18 protein-coding genes, 1 tRNA gene and 2 pseudogenes are annotated in these 20,463 nt (G+C 73.7%); 9 read left to right on the top strand and 12 right to left on the bottom strand.

Features of this window, described 5'->3' with window-relative positions; genetic code table 11:
* Window positions 1–66 precede the first annotated feature (66 nt).
* Window positions 67–561 carry a DUF3830 family protein gene (locus UW392_RS50590; RefSeq protein WP_320782176.1) on the top strand — a complete coding sequence of 165 codons (495 nt, stop codon included), beginning with the start codon at window positions 67–69 and terminating at the stop codon, window positions 559–561.
* Here the strand turns inward: UW392_RS50590 and UW392_RS50585 are convergent.
* Window positions 542–2,035, bottom strand: coding sequence for an amidase (locus UW392_RS50585; protein ID WP_320782175.1), 1,494 nt, complete (start codon window positions 2,033–2,035; stop codon window positions 542–544). The genes UW392_RS50590 and UW392_RS50585 overlap by 20 nt on opposite strands.
* A gap of 45 nt (window positions 2,036–2,080) precedes the next feature.
* Complete coding sequence (locus tag UW392_RS50580) at window positions 2,081–3,064, bottom strand: D-2-hydroxyacid dehydrogenase (RefSeq protein ID WP_320782174.1); 984 nt, start codon at window positions 3,062–3,064, stop codon at window positions 2,081–2,083.
* A 177-nt stretch (window positions 3,065–3,241) separates the two neighbouring features.
* Here UW392_RS50580 and UW392_RS50575 point away from each other — a divergent pair, with 177 nt between their 5' ends.
* The 3 genes from UW392_RS50575 (at window position 3,242) to UW392_RS50565 (ending at window position 5,882) form a co-directional block, all read left to right on the top strand.
* A complete protein-coding gene (locus UW392_RS50575) occupies window positions 3,242–4,042 on the top strand; it encodes an aspartate/glutamate racemase family protein (RefSeq protein WP_320782173.1) in 801 nt (266 codons plus the stop codon).
* Window positions 4,039–4,770 (top strand): decarboxylase, encoded by a 732-nt coding sequence (locus tag UW392_RS50570; protein ID WP_320782172.1) that lies wholly within the window; start codon window positions 4,039–4,041, stop codon window positions 4,768–4,770. Before UW392_RS50575 ends, UW392_RS50570 begins: the two co-directional genes overlap by 4 nt.
* Before the next feature lie 299 nt (window positions 4,771–5,069).
* Window positions 5,070–5,882: a hypothetical protein gene (locus UW392_RS50565; RefSeq protein ID WP_320782171.1), complete on the top strand. Its 813-nt coding sequence runs from the start codon at window positions 5,070–5,072 to the stop codon at window positions 5,880–5,882.
* 247 nt (window positions 5,883–6,129) lie between these two features.
* Here UW392_RS50565 and UW392_RS50560 read toward each other — a convergent pair.
* A pseudogene (locus UW392_RS50560) lies at window positions 6,130–6,462 on the bottom strand (ATP-binding protein); the annotation flags it as partial.
* A gap of 79 nt (window positions 6,463–6,541) precedes the next feature.
* Between UW392_RS50560 and UW392_RS50555 the strand changes: the two are divergent.
* The 3 genes from UW392_RS50555 (at window position 6,542) to UW392_RS50545 (ending at window position 8,776) form a co-directional block, all read left to right on the top strand.
* Window positions 6,542–7,393 carry a helix-turn-helix transcriptional regulator gene (locus UW392_RS50555; protein WP_320782170.1) on the top strand — a complete coding sequence of 284 codons (852 nt, stop codon included), beginning with the start codon at window positions 6,542–6,544 and terminating at the stop codon, window positions 7,391–7,393.
* 8 nt (window positions 7,394–7,401) lie between these two features.
* Entirely contained in the window at window positions 7,402–7,602 is a 201-nt protein-coding gene (locus UW392_RS50550) for a DUF397 domain-containing protein (protein ID WP_320782169.1), read from the top strand.
* Window positions 7,603–7,675: 73 nt separating this feature from the next.
* Window positions 7,676–8,776, top strand: a complete 1,101-nt coding sequence (locus UW392_RS50545; protein ID WP_320782168.1) for an LLM class flavin-dependent oxidoreductase — start codon at window positions 7,676–7,678, stop codon at window positions 8,774–8,776.
* A gap of 13 nt (window positions 8,777–8,789) precedes the next feature.
* Here the strand turns inward: UW392_RS50545 and UW392_RS50540 are convergent, their stop codons facing one another.
* Window positions 8,790–10,679 (bottom strand): putative bifunctional diguanylate cyclase/phosphodiesterase, encoded by a 1,890-nt coding sequence (locus UW392_RS50540; protein ID WP_320782167.1) that lies wholly within the window; start codon window positions 10,677–10,679, stop codon window positions 8,790–8,792.
* A gap of 310 nt (window positions 10,680–10,989) precedes the next feature.
* On the opposite strand from UW392_RS50540, the gene UW392_RS50535 reads away from it, so the two are divergent.
* The gene (locus UW392_RS50535; protein ID WP_414497542.1) at window positions 10,990–12,318 is read left to right on the top strand and encodes a M6 family metalloprotease domain-containing protein; all 1,329 of its coding nucleotides are present in this window, start codon (window positions 10,990–10,992) and stop codon (window positions 12,316–12,318) included.
* A 99-nt stretch (window positions 12,319–12,417) separates the two neighbouring features.
* On the opposite strand, the gene UW392_RS50530 is transcribed toward UW392_RS50535, so the two are convergent.
* The 7 genes from UW392_RS50530 to UW392_RS50500 all read right to left on the bottom strand — a co-directional run bounded on the left by UW392_RS50530 (window position 12,418) and on the right by UW392_RS50500 (window position 19,091).
* Window positions 12,418–12,491, bottom strand: a tRNA-Lys gene (locus tag UW392_RS50530).
* Entirely contained in the window at window positions 12,482–13,063 is a 582-nt protein-coding gene (locus UW392_RS50525; RefSeq protein WP_320782166.1) for a bifunctional DNA primase/polymerase, read from the bottom strand. Before UW392_RS50525 ends, UW392_RS50530 begins: the two co-directional genes overlap by 10 nt.
* A gap of 129 nt (window positions 13,064–13,192) precedes the next feature.
* Window positions 13,193–13,579, bottom strand: a complete 387-nt coding sequence (locus tag UW392_RS50520) for a hypothetical protein (RefSeq protein ID WP_320782165.1) — start codon at window positions 13,577–13,579, stop codon at window positions 13,193–13,195.
* Window positions 13,580–13,929: 350 nt separating this feature from the next.
* Window positions 13,930–15,294, bottom strand: a complete 1,365-nt coding sequence (locus UW392_RS50515) for an AAA family ATPase (RefSeq protein ID WP_320782317.1) — start codon at window positions 15,292–15,294, stop codon at window positions 13,930–13,932.
* A 26-nt stretch (window positions 15,295–15,320) separates the two neighbouring features.
* Window positions 15,321–16,916 (bottom strand): hypothetical protein, encoded by a 1,596-nt coding sequence (locus UW392_RS50510; protein ID WP_320782164.1) that lies wholly within the window; start codon window positions 16,914–16,916, stop codon window positions 15,321–15,323.
* A complete protein-coding gene (locus tag UW392_RS50505; protein ID WP_414497541.1) occupies window positions 16,907–18,142 on the bottom strand; it encodes a hypothetical protein in 1,236 nt (411 codons plus the stop codon). The genes UW392_RS50510 and UW392_RS50505 overlap by 10 nt, the downstream gene beginning before the upstream one ends.
* Complete coding sequence (locus UW392_RS50500; protein WP_320782163.1) at window positions 18,039–19,091, bottom strand: phosphatase PAP2 family protein; 1,053 nt, start codon at window positions 19,089–19,091, stop codon at window positions 18,039–18,041. Before UW392_RS50500 ends, UW392_RS50505 begins: the two co-directional genes overlap by 104 nt.
* 201 nt (window positions 19,092–19,292) lie before the next feature.
* Between UW392_RS50500 and UW392_RS50495 the strand changes: the two genes are divergently transcribed.
* The gene (locus tag UW392_RS50495; protein WP_320782162.1) at window positions 19,293–19,889 is read left to right on the top strand and encodes a histidine phosphatase family protein; all 597 of its coding nucleotides are present in this window, start codon (window positions 19,293–19,295) and stop codon (window positions 19,887–19,889) included.
* Between the two features lie 9 nt (window positions 19,890–19,898).
* Here UW392_RS50495 and UW392_RS50490 read toward each other — a convergent pair.
* Window positions 19,899–20,463 (bottom strand): annotated as a pseudogene (locus UW392_RS50490) (hypothetical protein); the annotation flags it as partial.

Genomic DNA, 20,463 nt, shown 5'->3' with positions numbered 1-20,463 from the left:
TTCCGGCCTCTCTCGCGCGGCGAGGCCCTCTTGACCGTGGTGGCGGCGGCCACTGCCATGGAGGGCATGACTGATCGCTTCATCGAGGTCTCGCTGGTCAAGCGCGGGATCCAGTGCACCGCCCGCCTGCTCGACGACCGGGCCCCGATCACCTGCGCGGCCGTCTGGGACGCGCTTCCCCTGGCCGGCGACGTCTACCACGCCAAGTACGCACGGAACGAGATCTATGCCCTGTTCCCGCCCTTCGCTCCATCCGAGCCACCGCTGGAGAATCCGACCGTGACGCCCATTCCGGGCGATCTGTGCTATTTCGCCTTCGCGGGTGCCGAGCTGGGCACCAAGGCGTACGGCTACGACCGCCGGGTCGACGCGGGCACCACCCTGGTCGACCTGGCCCTCTTCTACGAGCGGAACAACCTGCTGCTCAACGGCGACGTCGGCTGGGTGCCGGGCATCGTCTGGGGCCAGGTGACCGAGGGCCTGGACGCCATGGCCGAGGCGTGCAACGACCTGTGGCGCACCGGGGCGGAGGGAGAGACGCTCAGCTTCCGCCGGGCGTGAGACCGGGCGGACCGGGCGGACCGGGCGTACCAGGCAGACCGTGCGGACCGGGCAGACCGGGCGGACCGGGCGGACCGGGTGAGCCCTTGGTGGCGGCGCCCGCCTCGTACAGCGCGTGTGCGGCGCGCAGCACCAGGTCGTCGCGGTGCCGGGCGGCCACGATCTGCAGCCCGACCGGCAGGCCGTCGCCGTCCCGGCCCACCGGGACCGTGGCGGCCGGCTGCTGGGTCAGGTTGAACGGATAGGTGAACGGCGTCCACCCCGTCCACCGCCGGTGCCCCGACCCCTTGGGCGCCTCGCTCCCCGCCTCGAACGCCGTCACCGGCACCGTCGGCGTCAGCAGCAGGTCGTACGCCTCGTGGAAGCGGCCCATCCGCCGGCCCAGTTCCATCCGCACGTCCACCGCGGCCAGGTAGTCGAGGGCCGAGTACCGCGCGCCCCGGCCGCAGATCTCCCGCAGCCCCGGGTCCAGCAGCTCCCGCCGGTGCGGCCCGAGGTGCTCCACGACCCGCGCCGCCCCGCTGAACCACAGCGTCTGGAAGGCGTCCACCGGGTCGGTGAAGTCCGGGTCGGTCTCCGTGACGTAGGCGCCCAGCCCCGCCAGGAGCGCCACCGCCGCGCGGACCGCCGCCGCCACGTCCGGCCGCACCGCCACCTGCCCGCCGAGCGCGGGGGAGTACGCCACCCGCAGCCCCCGCACCCCCTTGCCGAGCACCTCGCTGTACGTCACCGGCGGCGGGCCGAGCCCCGACCAGTCCCGGGCGTCCGGCACCCCGATCACGTCCAGCATCAGCGCCGCGTCCGCCGCGTCCCGGGTCATCGGCCCCACGTGCGCCAGCGTCCCGTACGCGCTCGCCGGATACAGCGGCACCCTGCCGTACGTCGGTTTCAGCCCGAAGATCCCGCAGAAGGAGGCCGGGATGCGCACGCTGCCGCCGCCGTCCGTGCCCAGCGCGAGCGGTCCCGCGCCCATCGCCACGGCCGCCGCCGCGCCGCCGCTGGACCCGCCCGCGGTCCGGGAGGGGTCGTACGGATTGCGGGTCACGCCCGACAGCGGCGAGTCGGTCACGCCCTTCCAGCCGAACTCGGGTGTCGTCGTCTTGCCGACGAAGACGGCGCCGTGCTCGCGCAGCCGCGCCACCGAGGGCGCGTCCTCGTCCCACGAGCCCCGCTCGGAGACGGTCAGCGAACCGCGCAGCGTCGGGTGGCCGCGCATCAGCAGGATGTCCTTCACCGTCACCGGCACCCCGTCGAGCCGGCCGCGCGGCTCCCCGCGCAGCCACCGCGCCTCCGACTCCCGCGCCCGCGACAGCGCCTCCTCGGCGGTGAACCGGACGAACGCGTTCACCTCCGGCTGGATCCGCTCCGCCCGCTCCAGTACGGCGCGGACCGCCTCCACGGGGCTGAACGCGCCCGCGCGGTAGCCGTCCAGGAGCCGGACGGCGGTCAGTCGGGTGAGGTCGGGGTCGGTCATGCGCCCTCCCGGCGAGATCGGCGAGATCGATGAGATCGGTGACGATCAGTGACCCGGTACATACCCCCGGGTCTTGTCGACCACGTTCGGCAGCGGATCGCCCGCCGACCAGCGCTCGAACAACTCGACGAACTGAGCGCCCAGTTCGTCCCGCCAGCCCACCGTGTCACCGCTCATGTGCGGCGAGACGATCAGACCGGGCAGGTCCCAGAGCGGACTGTCCGCGGTCAGCGGTTCGTGCGCGACGACGTCGAGGGCGGCGCCCGCGATGCCGCGTGCCCTGAGCGTGGCGGCGAGCGCCTCCTCGACGACCAGCGGACCCCGGCCGACGTTCACGAAGTGGGCGGAGGGCTGCATCACCCCGAACCGCCGCGCGTCGAACATGCCACGGGTGGCCTCCGTCAGCGGCGCCGCCGCCACCACCCAGTCGGCGCGTGAGAGCAGCCGGTCGAGATCCTCCGGGCCGTGCACGCCGGAGCGTGCGGCGCGGCCGACCAGCGCGGTGGTGACGCCGAGCGCCTTCAGGGTGCGCGCGATGGCCCGGCCGATCGGCCCGGTACCGACGACGACCGCCCGGCCGCCGGCCACCCGCCGTGTCTCCCGGTGCCGCCAGGTCCGCTCGCGTTGCAGCTCCAGCGTCCTCGGCAGGTCCTTGGCCAGCGCCAGGACCAGGGCGGCGACGTACTCGGCGATCGGCTCGTCGAACACCCCGCGCGCGTTGGTCACCACCGTGTCGGACGCGGCGAGTTCGGGGCCGAGCAGGTGGTCGACGCCCGCGCTCGCCGTGTGCACCCAGCGCGGCCGGGGCCCCTCGCCGGGCCAGGCGCGGCGCACGGCGTCCGAGTGGAAGTCCCACACGAGCAGCACGTCGGCGTCCGGCAGCCGGTCCGCGAGCGTCGCGGCATCCGCGTAGGAGACCTCCGCGCGTCCGATCAGCCGCCCGAGCCGGGGCCGGGGCGCCGCGTCGAGGACGAGGAGCCGGGGGAGGGCGCCGGGAGCGGGCACGGCAGGGGTCACGGGTGTGGTCATACGCAGGTGCTTCTCCGGTGCATCGGGGGATTAACCAGCTGTTGACCTGCTGGTGACGCGGGCGGATTGACCACGCTCGCACCGGAACCTACCTTCGTCAACACGGCCGTGCGTACGGTGCGTTGCCCTCTCCTCGCTCAGTGTGAGGAGGTCCCTCGGTGTGAGGCCGGTGCGTGCATGGACATCTCTTTTCTCGGCGGATCTCTTCTCGGCGGACCGGCCCCGCAGCGCGGGGTCGGTGTCGTCGCTCCCTTCGACTTCGCACTCGACCGCGAGCTGTGGCGCTGGGTACCGGACGAGGTCTCGCTGCACATGACGCGGACCCCGTACGTGCCCGTCGAGGTCAGTCTCGACCTGGCCCGCCTCGTCAGTGAGCACGAGACCCTGCAAGAGGCCACCCGGACCCTGAACGCCATCACCCCCGACGTCGTCGCCTACGCCTGCGCCTCCGGCAGCTTCGTCGGGGGCGTCCCCGGCGAACGCGCGATGTGCGCGGCGATGACCCGCGCCGGCGCCACCCCGTCCGTCACCACCTCGGGCGCGCTCCTGGAGGCACTGGCCTCCCTCGGCGCACGCCGGGTGGCGCTGGTGACCCCGTACACCGTGTCCGTCACCCGCTCCCTGGAGGAGTACGTCGCCGAGGCGGGCGTCTCGGTCACCGGCTGCGCCTACATGGGTCTGACCCGGCACATCTGGAAGGTCCCCTACCGGGACGTGGCGGCCATGGCCCGCCAGGCGGTCCGGCGGCCCGGCGCGGCCGACGCGCTCTTCATCTCCTGCACGAACCTGGCCACCTACGACGTCATCCCGCAACTGGAGGCCGAGCTGCGGATTCCGGTGATCTCGGCCAACCAAGTGACGATGTGGGCGGCGCTGCGCCGATTGGGTACCCGTGCCGTGGGGCCGTACCAGGCACTGGTCGATCCCGCGGCGCGGTTCGTGCCGGACGAGGAACAGCAGCAGGAAGGGTGGACATGACAGCACTGGGATTCCTGTACCCGGGCCACTCCGGCGAGGACGACTACCCACGCATCGAGCAGCTCCTGGGCAGCGACATCCGGGTGGACCTGGTGCACACCGACATCGGCGAGGACGCGCACCGGGTGGACGCCCTGCTGGAGATGGGCGCGCCCGCGCGGCTCGCGGCGGGCGTGGAGCAGCTGCGGCTCTCCGGCGCCGAGGCCGTGGTGTGGGCCTGCACCAGCGGCGGCTTCGTGCACGGCTGGGACGGCGCGCAGGAGCAGGTCCGCGCCCTGGCGACGGCGGCGGGCCTCCCCGCCTCCTCGACGTCGTTCGCCTTCGCCCACGCGGTGCGGGAGCTGGGGGTGCGGCGGGTCGCGGTCGGCGCGACCTACCCGGAGGATGTGGCCCGGCTCTTCGCGGAGTTCCTGACCGCGGCCGGCCTTGAGGTCGTCGCCGTGCGCAGCTCGGGGATCGTCACGGCCGCCGAGGTCGGCACCTGGGGCGAGGCGGACGTGCTGGCGCTGGCCCGCGCGGCCGACCAGCCGGACGCGGAGGCGGTCCTGCTCCCCGACACGGCCCTGCACACGGCCGCGCACATCCCGGCCCTGGAGAAGGAGCTGGGCAAGCCGGTTCTCACCGCCAACCAGGTCACCGTCTGGGAGGGCCTGCGGCTGGCGGACCGCCGGGTGAACGCGCCGGAGCTGGGCGCGCTGTTCACGCGGGAGCCGCTGGTGCAGGTGTAGACCCGCGTACGCGAGAAGGGCCCCGGTACCTGATCGGTACCGGGGCCCTTCTCTTCGGAGCGCCGGGCAGGCCTTGCACCTGCATTTCCCCACAGGAAGTGGGGCGTCTTTCCTTAGACGACCAACGCATCGCCGGGGTGCGGGAGTTGCTCCGTCGACCAGCGCATGATGATCGTATCGCAGCTTTCGGGGAAGCGCACATTCACCTCCGCGCCACCTTCCGTACGACCTCCCGTACAACCTTGAACGGTTCATGACGGTCTTGCTCGCGATCGACACGTGCAACGAGAAAGAACATCATGCGAGCCACTGCTGTACGCCGTACCGTCCTGTCCGCCTCGGCGGTCACCCTCGCCCTGCTGGCCACCGCGTGCGGCGGCGGTGACGACGACGCGGCGCACGCGGAGCGGAAGGAGAGCGCAGCCGCCGCTTCTTCCTCCGCTGCCGCCGCGAAGGCGCTGACCGCGGCCGAGCTGGAGAAGGCCGTCGTCGCCACGGCCGACCTGAAGGGCGAGACGGCCGAGGAGCCGAGCGAGGACGACGTGGCCGACCTCGGCACGGTCAAGGCCGGCACGGCGGAGTGCCAGCCGGTCGCCTCGGTGCTGCGGGCGCTGCCCGTGGACGAGCCCGCGGCGAGCATCCAGCGGCTGGTCACCCTGGAGTCCGAGGCGGCGAAGAAGGGCATGCCGTCGATGGAGGAGCTGGCGAAGATGTCCGAGAAGGAGGCCGAGGACGCGACCCTCGACTCCCTGGACATCACCAAGACGATGACCTCCCTCTGGTCCTACGACGGTGACGGCGCGGCCAAGGCCCTCGACGCGATCCGCGCCGCCGGGGAGAGCTGCGCCAAGGGCTTCGCCCTGACGGACGGCGACGACAAGTCGCAGGTCACCGGGGTCATCGCCGACAAGGTGACGGCGGGCGAGGACACCGTCGCCTGGACGGTGAAGGAGAAGGTGGACGGCGAGCCGGTCGAGACGAAGGTGACGGTGTTCCGCCAGGGCTCCACCCTCGCGGGCTTCTCGTCCTTCAACATCGCCGCGGCCACCCGGGGCGAGGCCTACGAGCACCCCACGGCCCTCATCGAGGCCCAGGCCGCGAAGCTGGGCTGACACGGAAGAACCCCGGTACCGAGCGGTACCGGGGTTCTCTCCTCTGGAGCGCCGGGCAGGCCTTGCACCTGCATTTCCCCACAGGAAGTGGGGCGTCTTTCCTTAGACGACCAACGCATCACCGGTGTGCGGGAGTTGCTCCGTCGACCAGCGCATGATGATCGTATCGCAGCTTTCGCGGACGCGCACATCCGGCGGTCACTCCCGTAGGGCGGCGAGGCAGCCGTCGGCGAGTGCGTCGGAGTTCTTACGCCGTACGCCCCAGCTCGCACCACACGACCTTCCCCCGGTCGCCGTCCCGGGCCAGCGGCTGCCACCCCCACGCGTCGGCGCACGCCTGTACGAGGGTCAGCCCCCGTCCGCCCTCGCCGTACGCCGCGACGGCCGCCGGGTGCTCCGGTGGCGAGGGGTCGGCGTCCCAGGCGCCGATCCGCAGCACCCCGCCCGCCGACCAGCGGACCCGCAGGGCGGCGGGTCCCTTGGTGTGCAGTACGGCATTGGCCACCAGCTCGGCGGCGAGCAGCTCGGCGACATCGACGAGCCGGATCAGCCCGTGCAGGGTGAGCACGAGCCGCACGGTATGGCATAGATTTATTACTCAGCAAGTCCGTCGCGTAATCTGACCCCGAACGGGTCGCCAGCGAGGTGAAGGGAAAGCCGTGCCTCCCAGACGACAGCCGACAGCGCGCCAGGAGCGGCTGGGGGCGGAGCTGCGTAAGTTGCGGGACGCCGCTGGGCTCAAGGCGACCGAGGCGGCGAGTCTGCTCGGGGTCAACTCCGTCCAGATGAGCCAGATCGAGTCGGGCATCGCCGGCGTGAGCGAAGAGAGGCTGCGGCGGCTTGCCGCCCATTACGCCTGCCCGGACCAGGAGTTGGTGTCGGCGCTGGTGGCGATGGCGACGGATCGCGCGCGTGGCTGGTGGGAGGAGTACCGGGGCTTGCTGCCTCACTCCTTCCTCGACCTCTCGGAGTTGGAGCACTATGCCGAATTCCGCTGGGACGTGGATTTCCTGCATGTCCCAGGGCTCCTCCAGACTGAGGACTACGCCCGCGCCCTCTTCTCCTATGTGAAGCACCAGTCCTCGGAGATCGAGGTCGAGCGCAGGGTCGAGCACCGGATGCGGCGCAGGGGCATCATCGAAGGTTCCGCCCCGATCCCGTACGAGGTCGTGATTCATGAAGCCGCCCTGCGGATCAGGGTGGGCGGCCGTGCCGCTATGAGGGCTCAACTCATGCGCATCCTGGATCTCGCCGACGCCGATCACGTCACCGTGCGGGTCATCCCGTTCGATGTGGAGGACTTCGCGGGGGCCGGGAGCGCCATGGTGTACGCGGGGGGCTCCGTACCCAAGCTGGACACCGTCGTACGTGATGCACCGAACGGAACTGTCTTCGTCAATGCCGAGGCCCAACTGGACCACTATCGAGCACTCTTCCGTAGGCTGGAAGCGGTGGCGCTCGGTCCCGAGCGTGCCATCGACTTCATTCACAAGCTGGCGAAGGAGTTGTGAGCCCCGTTATGGCAACGTCGGTCACTTGGAAGAAGTCGTCCTACTCCGGCGGCGGTGACGGCAACGCCTGCGTCGAGATAGCGGACCTCGGCGTTCACATAGCCGTCCGCGACTCGAAGATCCCTGCCCGAGCCGCGCTCACGTTCCGTGGCTCCTCGTTCACCGCCTTCCTCCACTCCCTTGAGACCCGGCAGCCGGCCAGGGAATAGCCGACCTCCCCCTCCCGTTGGAAATCGGGCGAAGCAAAACCCGACGCCAACGCAGAGCAGGAGGCACCGCCGCATGTCCACAGACGCCGTAGAGGAAATCCGGGGCACCGCCCACGGCACCGCACCCGTTCCCCTCTCCGTCCTGGACCTGGTCACCGTCGGCGCCGGCCGGACCGCCACCGAGGCCCTGAACACCGGCGTGGAGATAGCGCGGCTCGCCGAGAGCCGGGGCTACCACCGCTACTGGGTCGCCGAGCACCACTCCATGCCCGGCGTCGCCTCCTCCTCGCCCGCCGTGATCCTGGCGTACCTCGCCGCCCACACAGACCGCATCCGGCTCGGCTCGGGCGGCGTCATGCTGCCCAACCACGCCCCGCTCGTCATCGCCGAGCAGTTCGGGACGCTGGAGGCCATGGCCCCCGGCCGCGTCGACCTCGGGCTCGGGCGGGCGCCCGGCACGGACGGGGCGACCGCCGCCGCCCTGCGCCGCAGCGACCGGCTGCACGAGGGCGCCGACGACTTCCCGCAGCAGCTCGTCGAGCTGATCCGGTTCCTGGACGACGAGTTCCCCGACGGACACCCGTACGCGAAGATCCACGCGGTCCCGGGCCCCGTGCAGGCCACCTCCCCGGGCGGCGTCCAGTCCCCGCACCGGCCGCCGGTCTGGCTGCTCGGCTCCTCCGGGTTCAGCGCCCGCCTGGCCGCCACCCTCGGCCTGCCGTTCGCCTTCGCCCACCACTTCTCCGCGCAGAACACCGTCCCGGCGCTCGACCTCTACCGGGAGAACTTCCGCCCCTCCGAGGTGCTCGACGAGCCGTACGCCCTGATCGGCGTCTCCGCGCTCGCCACCGACGATGAGAAGGAGGCGCGGCGCCAGGTGCTGGCCGCCGCGCTGAACATGGTGCGGCTGCGCACCGGGCGGCCGGGGCTCGTCCCCACGCCCGAGGAGGCGGAGGCGTACGCGTTCAACGAGCTGGAGCGGGACTTCATCGACTCCTGGAACGCCAACGTCATCCACGGCACGCCGGACGCCGTCCGGTCCGGCCTCGACGACCTCCAGAAGCGCACCGGCGCCGACGAGCTGATGATCACCGCCAACGCGCACGGCGGCGACGTACGGCTGCGCTCCTACGAGCTGATCGCCGACGCCTACGGGCTGCCGACGCCGACCTGATCCCGTACCCCCTCTACGGCTTGCCGACGCCCGCCTGGACCCCGGTCTCCGGGCCGCCCGGCGCGTCCAGCAGCTCGGAGATGCGGTCCGGTGACACCGGGCGGGAGTACAGCCAGCCCTGCCCGGTGTCGCAGCCGATCCGCCGCAACCGCCTCGCCTGGTCCGACGTCTCCACGCACTCCGCGGTGACGCTCAGCCCGAGCCGGTGGGCGAGCTGCACCATCGCCTCGACGATGACCTCGTCGGCCGGGCTGGCCGAGGCGGCCTCCGCGTCGGCCGCGTCGCGCTCGGCGGCCCGGCCCTCGTACTGGAACCCCCGTACGAAGGACCCGTCCAGCTTCAGCACCGACACCGGCAGCCGGCTGAGGTAGGCGAGGTTGGAGTAGCCCGTCCCGAAGTCGTCGATGGCGATCTGCACACCCATGTCGCTCAGGGCCTGGAGTGCCTGGAGCGGCCGGCCCGCCGAGCCCATCACCGCGGACTCCGTCAGCTCCAGTTGCAGCAGCTCCGGCGCGAGGCCCGTCTCGGCGAGCGTCCGCGCCACGTCGGCGACCAGGTCGGAGTCCCACACCTGACGCACCGCCACATTGACGGAGACGAAGATCGGCTCCTCGTCCGGGTGCGCCAGCTGCCAGCTGCGGGCCTGCTCACAGGCGGTACGCAGCACCCACCGGCCCAGCGGGACGATCGAACCGTCCTCCTCCGCCAGTGCGATGAACCGATTCGGCGCCAGTACGCCGAACTGAGGATGATTCCAGCGGATGAGCGCCTCGACGCCCCGCAGCCGCCCGTCCTCCATGCCCACCAGTGGCTGGTATTCGAGGGCGAACTCCCCGCGCTCGATCGCCGGGCGGAGCGTGGACGCCAGCGCCTGCCGGGTCATGCGGTGCGCGTTGCGCTCGGGGTCGAAGAGCGTCCAGCGGGCCTTGCCGTCGGCCTTGGCCCAGTACAGCGTGGTGTCGGCGGCCTGCATCAGCGCGGTCGGCGTCGTACCGGCGGCGTGCCGCTCCACGACGCCGACCGACGCGGTGACCGAAAGCAGCCGTCCGGCGATGTCGACGGGTTCGCGCAGCGCGGTCAGCGCCGATTCGGCGAGGTCGGCGAGTTGATCGGTGCCTGTCGAGTCCTCCACCAGCAGCGCGAACTCGTCGCCGCCGAGCCGCGCCACCAGCGGCGTCCCGACCCGGGAGCGGGAGGACTCCTCGGCGCAGTGCGTCAGGCGCTCGGCGACGGCCGCCAGCAGCCGGTCGCCGACGCGGTGGCCCAGAGTGTCGTTGACGGCCTTGAAGCCGTCCAGGTCGAGGTAGCACAGCCCGATCCGGCCGGTGCCGCCCTCGTAGGACTCCGGCTCCAGGGCGGTGGTGAGCCGCTCGAAGAACAGCGCCCGGTTGGGCAGCCGGGTCACCGGGTCGTGCATCTGCAGGTGGCGCAGCCGCGCCTGGAGCTCGTGCCGGGCGCTGATGTCCGCGACGGACAGCAGCAGCCCGGGGGCGTCCCCGGCCAGCGGGGCCACCGTGACCTGCGCCCACAGCAGTTGCCCGTCGGGGCGCTTCAGCCGCCGCGTGCAGCGCAGCCGGGACTGCCGGCCGCTCAGCACCTCGCGGTAGGCCCGCCAGGCCCGGGTGTCCGCGGCGAGGTCCACCAGGTCCGCCGCCGCGCACCCGAGCAGCGCCTGTGGCGTGGTGCCGAGCAGCTCGCCGAGGGTGTCGTTGGCGCTGACGACCGTCCCGTCGGGGTCGACGACGGCCATGGCGAGCGGGGCCGCCGTAAAGACCGAACGGTAGGTGGGGGGCTCGGTGCGGCGCTCGCGCGCACCACTGAGCGCCGACTCGAAGTCACTCTCTGTGACGGCCGACCTGTCGAGGTCTGCCGCGGGCGCCGGCCCTTCGGACGTTCCGCTCACCGCTAGCTCCCGCAGTGCCTCGATCTCTGTCCGTGCAGGAAAGTGTGCCGATCATAGAGGGTGGCTCCCGGCCCTTCCAGCCGTGGGGCGGCTACCGGCTTCCGCGGACCCTCCTGACAGATCGTTTCTGCTCGTACTTGGCCGGGTCCTAAACACCTCCGACCAGTTGTGACGTTGTGTGAGGGGGCGGAGGGGGGCTCTTTCGCCAATCTGCGAACGGCTCACCCGTCCGATGCAGGCGAACAGGGCGTAGTACGACAAACATGCACAAGCTGGGTGCGGTGTCCGACGAACCGCCCCGGAGGTCCCTGTGCCGCGCCCGCTTCCCCTGAGGCGACTTCCCCGTGGAGCACTCAAGGCGCTCGGCGCCACCGGCGGGCCGGGCGGCGGGGCCCGCTCCAGACTGCGCAAGCCCGCCGCCGTGGCCACCACCATGGCGGCGCTCGCCGCGACCTCCCTGGTCACCGCCCCCTCGGTCGCCGAACCGTTCTCACCGGCCCCCTGCGCCCTGGAACGCACCGACGCCCACCACTCCGAGGGCCTCGACACCTGGAACGCCGCCTATCCCCAGCCGTCCCGCGCGCTGGACGCCGTGATGGTCTTCCTCTCCTTCCCCGACTCCCGCCCCCGCGCCACCCCCCGGCGGCTGGCCGCCGACCACTTCCCGGCCACCACCCGCTTCTTCCAGCGCGCCTCCTACGGCAAGTTCACGCTCCGCCCGCACCCGCTGCGGCACTGGACCGCCATGCCCCGGCCGTCCACGGAGTACGCCATACGCCGCGACTGGAGCCCCGAGCACCGGGCCGCCTACCTGCGCGACGCCGTCGCCGCCGCCGACCGGCACGTGGACTTCTCCCGCTACGACGTCGTCTACCTGGTCGCCGACCCCGACGCGCCCGGCGTGGACTCCGACGCCACCAAGGTCGTGAACCTCCGGGCGCCGCTGCGGGCCGACGGCACCGACCTCCGGCGGATCGTCACCGTGTTCGAGAACCATCCGCCGGACCGGCTGGTCCTCGCCCACGAGACCGGCCACGTCTTCGACCTGCCCGACCTGTACCGGCGGCCCGTCGACGGCGCCGGCGAATGGGACACCCACGTCGGCGACTGGGATCTCATGGGCAGCCAGTTCGGGCTCGCGCCGGACCTGTTCGGCTGGCACAAGTGGAAGCTGGGCTGGCTCCAGCCGCGCCAGGTGGCCTGCGTCCGGGGCGCCGGTCCGGTCCGGCTCACGCTGGAGCCGCTGGGCGCCGGGCCGGGGGTGCCGATGACGGGCGCGGCGGGCGCGCCGGCCTTCGGTCTCGGCCGGGGCACCAAGCTCGCCGTCGTCCGTACGGGGTCCGGTGAGGCCCTCGCCTTCGAGGCGCGCGGCCCGGTCGGCAACGACGTCGCCGCCTGCCGGGCGGGGGTGCTGGTGTACCGGGTGCGCGCCAGGACGGAGTCCGGGGGAGGCCCGGTCGAGGTGGTCGACGCCCATCCCCGGACCGAGGCGTGCTGGGGCGACTCGGTCTATCCGCCGCTCGCCGACGCGCCGGTCGCACTCGGCGAGAGCTTCACGGTGCCGGGGGACGGCGTACGGGTGGAGGTGGAGGGCCGGACGGTGTCGGGCGCCTGGACGGTGAAGATCACCCCCGGCTGACCCGGCCCCCGCCCGACGGGCACGCGGCGAACGTCCGACGGACGCGGGTTCGGACACGTGAAAGGCCCCTCGCTCGCGCGAGGGGCCTTTCACTGTCTGTGCGCCGCCAGGGACTCGAACCCCGGACCCGCTGATTAAGAGTCAGCTGCTCTAACCAACTGAGCTAGCGGCGCCTGCTGACGTCGTAGACATTAGCATCCAGTTCAGCGGGAGGAAAAATCGATATCCGCACGGCCGCCCGCGCCGCCCGGACCGCCGCCCACAGCAGGATCTCGGGGCCCGGCAGCCAGGGCTGGCGGGTGTCCGGCGCGACCAGCCAGCGGGAGGCCGGGCCGTCGGTGCCGGCCGGGGCCGGGACGGTCACCGCGTCGCCCGTGCCGTGGCAGAGCAGCGGCGGGAGGGCGCCCGTACGGCCGTCGGCGCGGCCGCGCGTGCCCCACTCCTCCCACTCCAGCAGCGACGGCAGCCGCTGGGCGGTGCCCGGCGCGGTGAACAGCAGAATGCGGCCCCGGTACTCCGCCACCGGCCCCGAACCCGGGCCCTCGCCCCACATCCGGTCCAGCATCCGGCGCCCGAAGATCCCCGGCGCGCTCACCACGTCGAAGGCGTGGCCGCACGGCAGCACCACCGGGGCCTTGGGGCGCTCCTCCCACAGGGCGAGCGTGCTGCGCGGATAGGCGCCGGCGGAGGCCAGCCAGGCCGCGCCGGCCGACGTGACATGCGTGACGTGCGGAGTGCTGCTCATGGCGCACATGTCTACCCGCTGTGAGCGGAGCGTCTCCCTGGGTTGTGGGAACCGGAGACACGGGCCGGGGCGGGACGGTATCTTGGCCCACCCCCTTGGCATATGCCGATCGCCAGTTCGAGCCCGGCGTCAGAGCAAGTCCACCGGCCCCCGGCCGTTCTCACCGTTCTCACCGCTCTCACCGCCGCGCAGCAGGCTCCGGCCGAACTCCACCATCTTCTTGGCGTAGTCCTCGGTCCACTCGGCCCGCTCGGCGATGTCCGCCGCGGTCAGCCGGTCGAACTTCCTCGGGTCCGCGAGCTGCGCCGCCGCCATGGCCTGGAACTCCACCGCGCGGTCGGTCGCCGCGCGGAACGCCTGGGTCAGCTCCGTGGCCCGGTCCAGCAGGGTGCGGGGGTCGTCGATCGACTCCAGGTCGAAGAAGTGCTCGGGGTCCGCGGCGGCCGCCGCGGGCTCGAAGAGCAGGGGCGCGGGGCGCAGCCGCGGTTCGTGGTGACGCGGCGTTGGCTCCGCCATGTCGTGCCTCCTCGTACGTCGCACATGACCCGGTCGGGGGGAATGGGCCACCGTCCATTGTCCCGCCCCCCGCAAGACCGCCTCGCCCCACGCCCCTGAAGAGGGCGCGGGAAACAGCGCGACAAGCCACGACGCACCAACACTCGAACCCCTGCCACGCCCCGCCCCTGAAAGGGGCGCGGGGAACGGCGCGACAAGCCACGACGCACCCGCACCTCGCGCTAGACGGTGCACCCCTGCCCCTGAAGGGGGCGCGGGGAACGGCGCAAGACAAGCCACGACGCACCCGCACCCGCCCGAGAACCCGCCCCGCGAGCGAAGACCCGCCCTGCACTCCACCGCCCCCGGCGTCACGGCCGCCACCCCACCCGATGCCGCGCAAGATGCGCCAACACCGCGTGGTTCGCCTCCCACCCGTCAGGAAACTTCACGGCCGTGCCGAGCTGAACCGGCTCCGTGGACGGATAGTCGTCCAGCAGATCCCCGACCCCCGCCCGGCAGACCACCACGCACGCGTGCCGATGCCGCGACGCCAGCACACACAGACGCCCGGTCTCCAGATGGAACGCCGTCGCGTCGGGCCGGCCGGACAGCGGATGCAGCACGACCGTCACGTCGTACTCCCGTCCCTGCAACCGATTGGCCGTGTCCACGGTGACCCCCGTGACACCGAGACCGGCCAGCGCGGCCCGCACCGCCGCCGCCTGGTCCCGGTGCGCCGTCCCGACGGCGACCCGCGCCGCGGTCAGCGGCACCGGATCGGGCGACCGCTCGGAGACGGCCGCACCCTCACGGTCGAGAAGGCGGCGGACGACCGCCGCCACCGCCCGCACCGCCTCCGGGTCGGTGCGCGGCGTGCGCCGCGCGGGCAGCTCCAGCAGCCCCCAGCCCGACACGGCGGCCTCGTCGATCACCCGGTCGGGCCCCGACCCGTCCGACGGCACGGCGAAGGCGAGCCGCCGGTCGCCATGGCCCGTACCGCTGCGGAACGGCGTGAACGGATAGAACGCGTCCGAGACCAGCGGCGCCGCCGACGCCGGCAGCCGCCACGAGACCGGCAGCCGGTGCTGCGGCAGCCCCGGATTGTGCGCGAGCAGCGTGGTCACGGCCGACGCGGACGGGTCGTACGACAGCCCCGCCCACTGCTCGCCGCCCACGATCGAGAACGGGTCCAGCTGCCCGGGGTCCCCGACGAACAGCGCCCGCTCGAACAGCCCGGCCACCGCCAGCAGCGAGTCCGACCGCATCTGGTACGCCTCGTCGACGATCGCGTGCCGCCACGGCTCGTCGACCTTCACGTGCGCCCACTTCGCGGCGGTCGACAGTACGACCGCCTGCCCCGCGAGGTCCGCGGCCTTCGCCGACTTCCGTACGTTCTCCAGCGCGTCCAGCGCCTTGTCGTACGGGTCGGTGTCACTGCTGTGCAGCCGCCCCACCGGCAGCTCGGGGTTCTTCTCGGCGAGCCGCAGCACGAGGTCGTCGACCTGCGCGTTGGTCTGCGCGACCACCATCAGCGGCCGGCCCGCCGCCGCCAGCTCCAGCGCCGCCCGCACCACCAGGGTGGACTTGCCCGCGCCCGGCGGGGAGTCCACGACCACCCCGCGCTCGCCGCCGTGCAGCGTGTCGGCGAGGATCGCGTCGGTGGCGCGGGCCGCCTCGGCCCCCGGATCGAACGGCTCCCGCTCACCGGCCGCCCGTACGGCCTCGCCGGCCACCGCCCCGTCGCTCACGGCCTCGGTGGTCACAGGACGTCCTCCTCGGTCACGGGATCGGCGGCCTCCGGCACGGCGGCCTCCTCGCCGGGCGGACCGCCGTGGGTCCACGGCGTCCGCTCCGGATCGGGCAGCTTCGCCCCGCCCCGCTGCTCGTGCTCGAACAGCGTGAAGCAGACCCGGTCGCCCTTCTCCGGCACGGACCCCGCCTCCGGCTCCTTGCCCCGGCCCATCTTGTCGACGATCCGCAGCACGAACACGCCCTCGTCCACCTGCTCGACGAACTCCGCCGCCTGCGGCCTGCCGCCCAGCGACCGGTGGACCCTCGCGCGCTCCCCGAACTGCGGCCGGTCGTCCGTACGGACGGTGACCAGCGGCCTCGGCGCGGGCCGCTTGCCCTCGCCGTACGCCATGACCACGTCCGTGACCTCCCCGGCGAACGCCTCCCCGGCCAGCCGCCGCCCGGCCATCACCAGCGGATCGTCCAGCGCCTCCTGCGCCTCCAGGCGGGCCTGCTCGCGCTCGCGCGTGGCCAGCTTGTTCGCCGCGGTGACCGCGTCGTCGCGGCGCGGCTGCGGGGGCTCGCCGGAGACGATCCGGTCCCGGTGCCCCGTGAACGACCAGCGGTCCCGGGTCCACCGCTCCTCGGCCCGCTCCCCGGCGGGCAGCGCCCGCAGCAGGTCGAGGCCGTGCCACACCGCATCCCAGGTCGGCCGGGTACGGCTGTGCACCAGGTCGCGGACCTCCCGCGCGGCGGCGCCCACCGCGCCGAACCGCTCGTCCGCCTCCAGGCCGTCCTCGGCGGCGGCGAGCGCGGTGCGGGCCCGGTCGAACCGCTCGATCGCCGGGGCCAGCAGCCGGTTGTCGAACGCCGGGTCGGTCGCCGGGCCCGCGGGCGGGTGCCGCAGCTGCCCGTCCGCGTCCCGGTCCAGCTCCGCGCGGAGCGCCGCCTCGGCGCCCGATCCGCCCGCCGGAGGGTCGATCCACGCCAGCAGCGCCCCCAGGTGCTGGTCCTCCAGCGAGGACTGCCCGGTCGCCCAGTGCCGGCCCAGCAGCTCGGTCATGGCGAGCAGCAGCGCGGAGCCGGGGACCCGGGCACGCTCCCCGTAGTGCGTCAGCCAGCGGCCGAGCAGCGGCACGCGCGGGGGCGCGGGGTGCGGCGCCTCCGGGTCCTGCTCCGCCGTACGCCGGAACCGCATCGAGCGGCCCAGCAGCCGGACCAGGTCGACGCCCGCGCGGCTCGGCACGATCAGCTGCGCGGCGTCCGCGCACAGCTCGACCTCCACCTTGACCCGCTTGCCGGTCTCCGGGTCGGTCTCCGTGCGCTCGGCGGGCTCCACGGCCTCCGCGCAGGCGTCGATGTACGGCAGGACCACGTCCGCCAGCTCCGCCAGGAACGCGAACCGCAGGTCGCGGTCGCGGGGCTGCGGGACGACCAGCAGCCGAGGGTCGTCCCGGTCCGTGCCGACCAGCGCGCCGAGCGGCGCGCCCACCTCACCGGCCGTGACCAGCGGAACGAGCACCAGCGGCCGGTCGGACAGATGCCGGTGGCGGACGGTGGCGGCGGGCTGGGCCCGGTCACTGCGGACCGCCTCCAGCCGGGCGAGCGTACTGATCAGCGACACACGGCCTCCCTCGCCTCCGCGCCCGCGGGACCGGTCCCCGGGGTGATCCCCGCGCGGGTCGCCGCGGTCTCCAGGGCCTCCGCCCGCAGCACGGCCGCCCGCCGCAGCGCCGCCACCGCCGGGTCGTCCGGGTCCCCGGCCTCCCCGTGGGCCGCCGCGAGGACGTCGTCGACCGTGTCGAGCCCGCCCAGCTCCGCGCGGGCCGCGCGGCCGAGCGAGGTCACCGCACCGGCCGCGCGGGACCGGGCGCGGCAGTGGAACGCCAGCTCGCACGCGGACAGGCACTCGGGCGCGTACGCCGCGGGCACCGCCTCGACCGCCGCGGTCAGCTCCTCGGCCGGGCGGTCCGGGGCGAAACAGGTGCCCTCGGGCAGGGTGTCGGCGATCTCCTCGATCCGGGTGAGCCGGGCCAGCTGCCGACCGGTCACCGCGCGCTGCTTGCGCACGTCGACGGCGGAGGCGGTGGGCAGGTTGGAGAAGTCCTTGGGGCAGACGAGCAGCACGCGGTGGCGCACGCGCGGGGCGGGGTCCAGCCGCGCGGCGACCTCCTCCAGCGCCAGCACGTACACCGCGGCCTGCCGGGCGGCGGCGCCGACCTTCGCCGGGTCGGCCGCGCCGTCCAGCATCGGGAAGGACTTGATCTCCACGACCGTCCAGTCCCCGTCGGGGTGCACCACCACCGCGTCGGGCTCAAGGAACGCGGGGGAGCCGGCCACGTCCAGGGCGAGCATCGGGTGGTCCAGCAGTGTCCACGTCCCCGCGCCGGACGCCTCCCGCAGCGCCAGCTCCGTACGGGCCGCGCGCCCCTGCGGGCCGGGCGCGGTCAGGTCCGGGACCCGCGCCGCACCGGGCGGCTCGGCACGCCGGTCGAGCTTCTCGTGCACCAGCCGCAGCAGTTCGGCACCGCCGTCGCCCTTGACCCGGGCCTCGAAGGCGTTGCCCCGCACGAAGGCGAACTGGGACTGGCCGAAGACCGACGGCGAGCCCAGCGCGTCGGCCAGACCGGTCTTGTCGACCCCGGCGCCGTCGAGGATCGCCCGCCGTCTGCACCCGGGGTTGGCCGCGAGGGCGGCCAGGGCTCGGGCGTCCAGGGCCTTCGGGGGGACGTCGGGGCCGCGCAGCTCAGCGAGCCGGTGCCGGAGCGCCGTCTCCCGTGTCCGCGGGGGCGGCGTCCGGTTCGGCTCCCGCCGGGGGCCGCTCGTCGCGCTGGCGTGGAAATCGCTCACCCGCGGAAGTCTCGCACCCACCACTGACAACAGGGGTACTCCCACTGACCACAGGGCCGCTGCCACCGGCGACCGGCGTGATCCCGCCGACCGCAGGAGCGCTCCCATCGCCACCGGAAGCGCCCGTGGCACCGGCGCCCCGCGCGAGGGACGCGGCCCGGACCGTGGCGAACCGCACCGACACCGCCGCCCGCGCCCGGTCCGCGTTCCGCAGCACGTACGGGGTCAGCAGCAGCCCGGCGGCCATCACGGCCGCGCCCGCGACCGCGTCGAGGAAGTAGTGGTTGGCGGTGCCCATCACCACGATCGTCGTCACCAGCGGGTAGATCACGCCGGCCGCCTTCGTCGCGCGCGTGCCGCCGTGCCGCCACAGGATCCAGCCGCACCACAGCGCCCAGCCGACGTGCAGACTCGGCATCGCCGCGTACTGGTTGGTCATCCCGCCCAGCCCGCGCGGCGCGCTGGCCTCCCCGCCCCACCAGCCGTACGAGCTGTAGTGGGCCATCGTGTCCACGAAGCCGTGGCCCGGGGCGAGCAGCCGCGGCGGGCAGGTCGGCAGCAGGGTGAAGCCGATCAGACCGATGAACGTGGACGTCATCAGCCAGGTCCGGGCCGCCCGGTAGTGCACGCTCCGCGACCGGAACAGCCACACCAGCACCAGGGGCGTGACCAGGTAGTGCAGCGACGCGTACCAGAAGTCGGCGGGCACCCCCAGCCAGGGCTCATGGGTGAAGAGACGGTTGAGGGGGTGCTCGGCGTTGAGGTGGAGGGCCTTCTCGATGCGCAGGATGGCCAGGCCGTGGTCGACGGCGTCGGAGACGTCGCCCCGCACCAGCAGCCGGCCCGCGGAGTAGCAGGCGTAGACGAGGACGATCAGCGGCAGCTCCGTCCACCAGCGCGGCCGAGGGCGTGGGGCCGCCTCGGTGCCCGGTGTGTCGGCGTGCGGCATCCGATCGGCCTCCCCTTCTGCGTCGCGTTCGTCCCGGGTACCCGGGAGAGCCGGGCGTGTCACTCTACGGCGTACGCGTCCTCGCGCGGTGGAGCGCCCCCGGCCCTGATAGACGCCGCGATCGCCCGCCGGGTTGCCCCCGCGCGGCGTACGCGATGATGGAGGGACCGCACTCGGCACGCACCCGGAAAGGCCCCCTTCATGGCACCGCGCATCCTGCTCGCCCGGCACGGACAGACGGAGTGGTCGCTGTCCGGCAGACACACGGGCAGGACGGACATTCCGCTGCTGGAAGAGGGCCGGCGCGGCGCCAAACTGCTCGGCGAGCGCCTGCACCGCGCGCCGCTCGACGGCGTCGCCGGAGCCGAGGTGCGCACCAGTCCGCTGCTGCGCGCGCGTGAGACGTGCGAACTGGCCGGTTTCGGCGACCGGGCCGAGACCTGGGACGCGCTGATGGAGTGGGACTACGGGGCGTACGAGGGCCTGAAGCCGGCCGAGATACAGGCGGCTCGGCCGGGCTGGCTGATCTGGCGGGACGGGGTCCCCGAGGGCGAGAGCGTCGCGGACGTCACCGCGCGCGCCGACGAGGTGGTCGCCTGGGCCCGGGAGGCCGACCGCGACGTGCTGGTCTTCGCCCACGGCCACATCCTCCGCTCGATCGGCGCCCGGTGGCTCGGCCTGCCCCTGGACTTCGCGGCCCGCATCCGCCTCAACCCGACCTCCCTGTCGGTCCTCGGCTGGGCCTACGGCGAGCCGGCCGTCGAGAGCTGGAACGACACCGGCCACCTGGCGGGCTGACCCGGCCCCTCACGCCGGGGCGCGGCTGAGCGCCGCGTGGCGCCGCAGGAACGCCGACACCCCGCTCGCCCTGCGGTGCGGGAGCAGAACGCGGGCCGTGCCGCCCAGCATCGTCAGGACGCGGGTGGACTCGACCTCGTCCAGCAGGTCCAGCACCCGCAGCCCGGCCGCCGCGGCGGCGTCGGGACGGCCGCCCCGGGCGAGGTCGTCGGCGAGTTCCGCCGTGTACAGGGCGATGTTCCGGCCGAAGTGCGGATCCTGGAGGTCCACCGCGCGGCGTGCGTGCCGGGCCGCGCGCGGCCAGTCGCCCAGCGCGGACCAGCACTGCGCCTCCAGTCCCTCCAGTTCGCCCTCCCCGTAGAAGCTCATCCAGTCCGGGTCGGCGTCGCACGGGCCCCGCTCGAACAGGGCCTGCGCGCGGGCCAGTGCCTGTTCGCAGCCGACGCGGTCGGCCAGCCCCGCCCAGCCGCCCGCCTCGCGCAGCGCGAGCAGCGACATCAGCCGCGCGGAACCGAGCGGCCGCGCGGCGCGCTGCGCGGCCTGCGCGGCCCGGACGGCCTCGCGCGGGCGGCCC

The organism is Streptomyces sp. CRN 30 (genome assembly GCF_034105845.1).
This window is presented reverse-complemented; position numbering and strand designations above follow the sequence as displayed.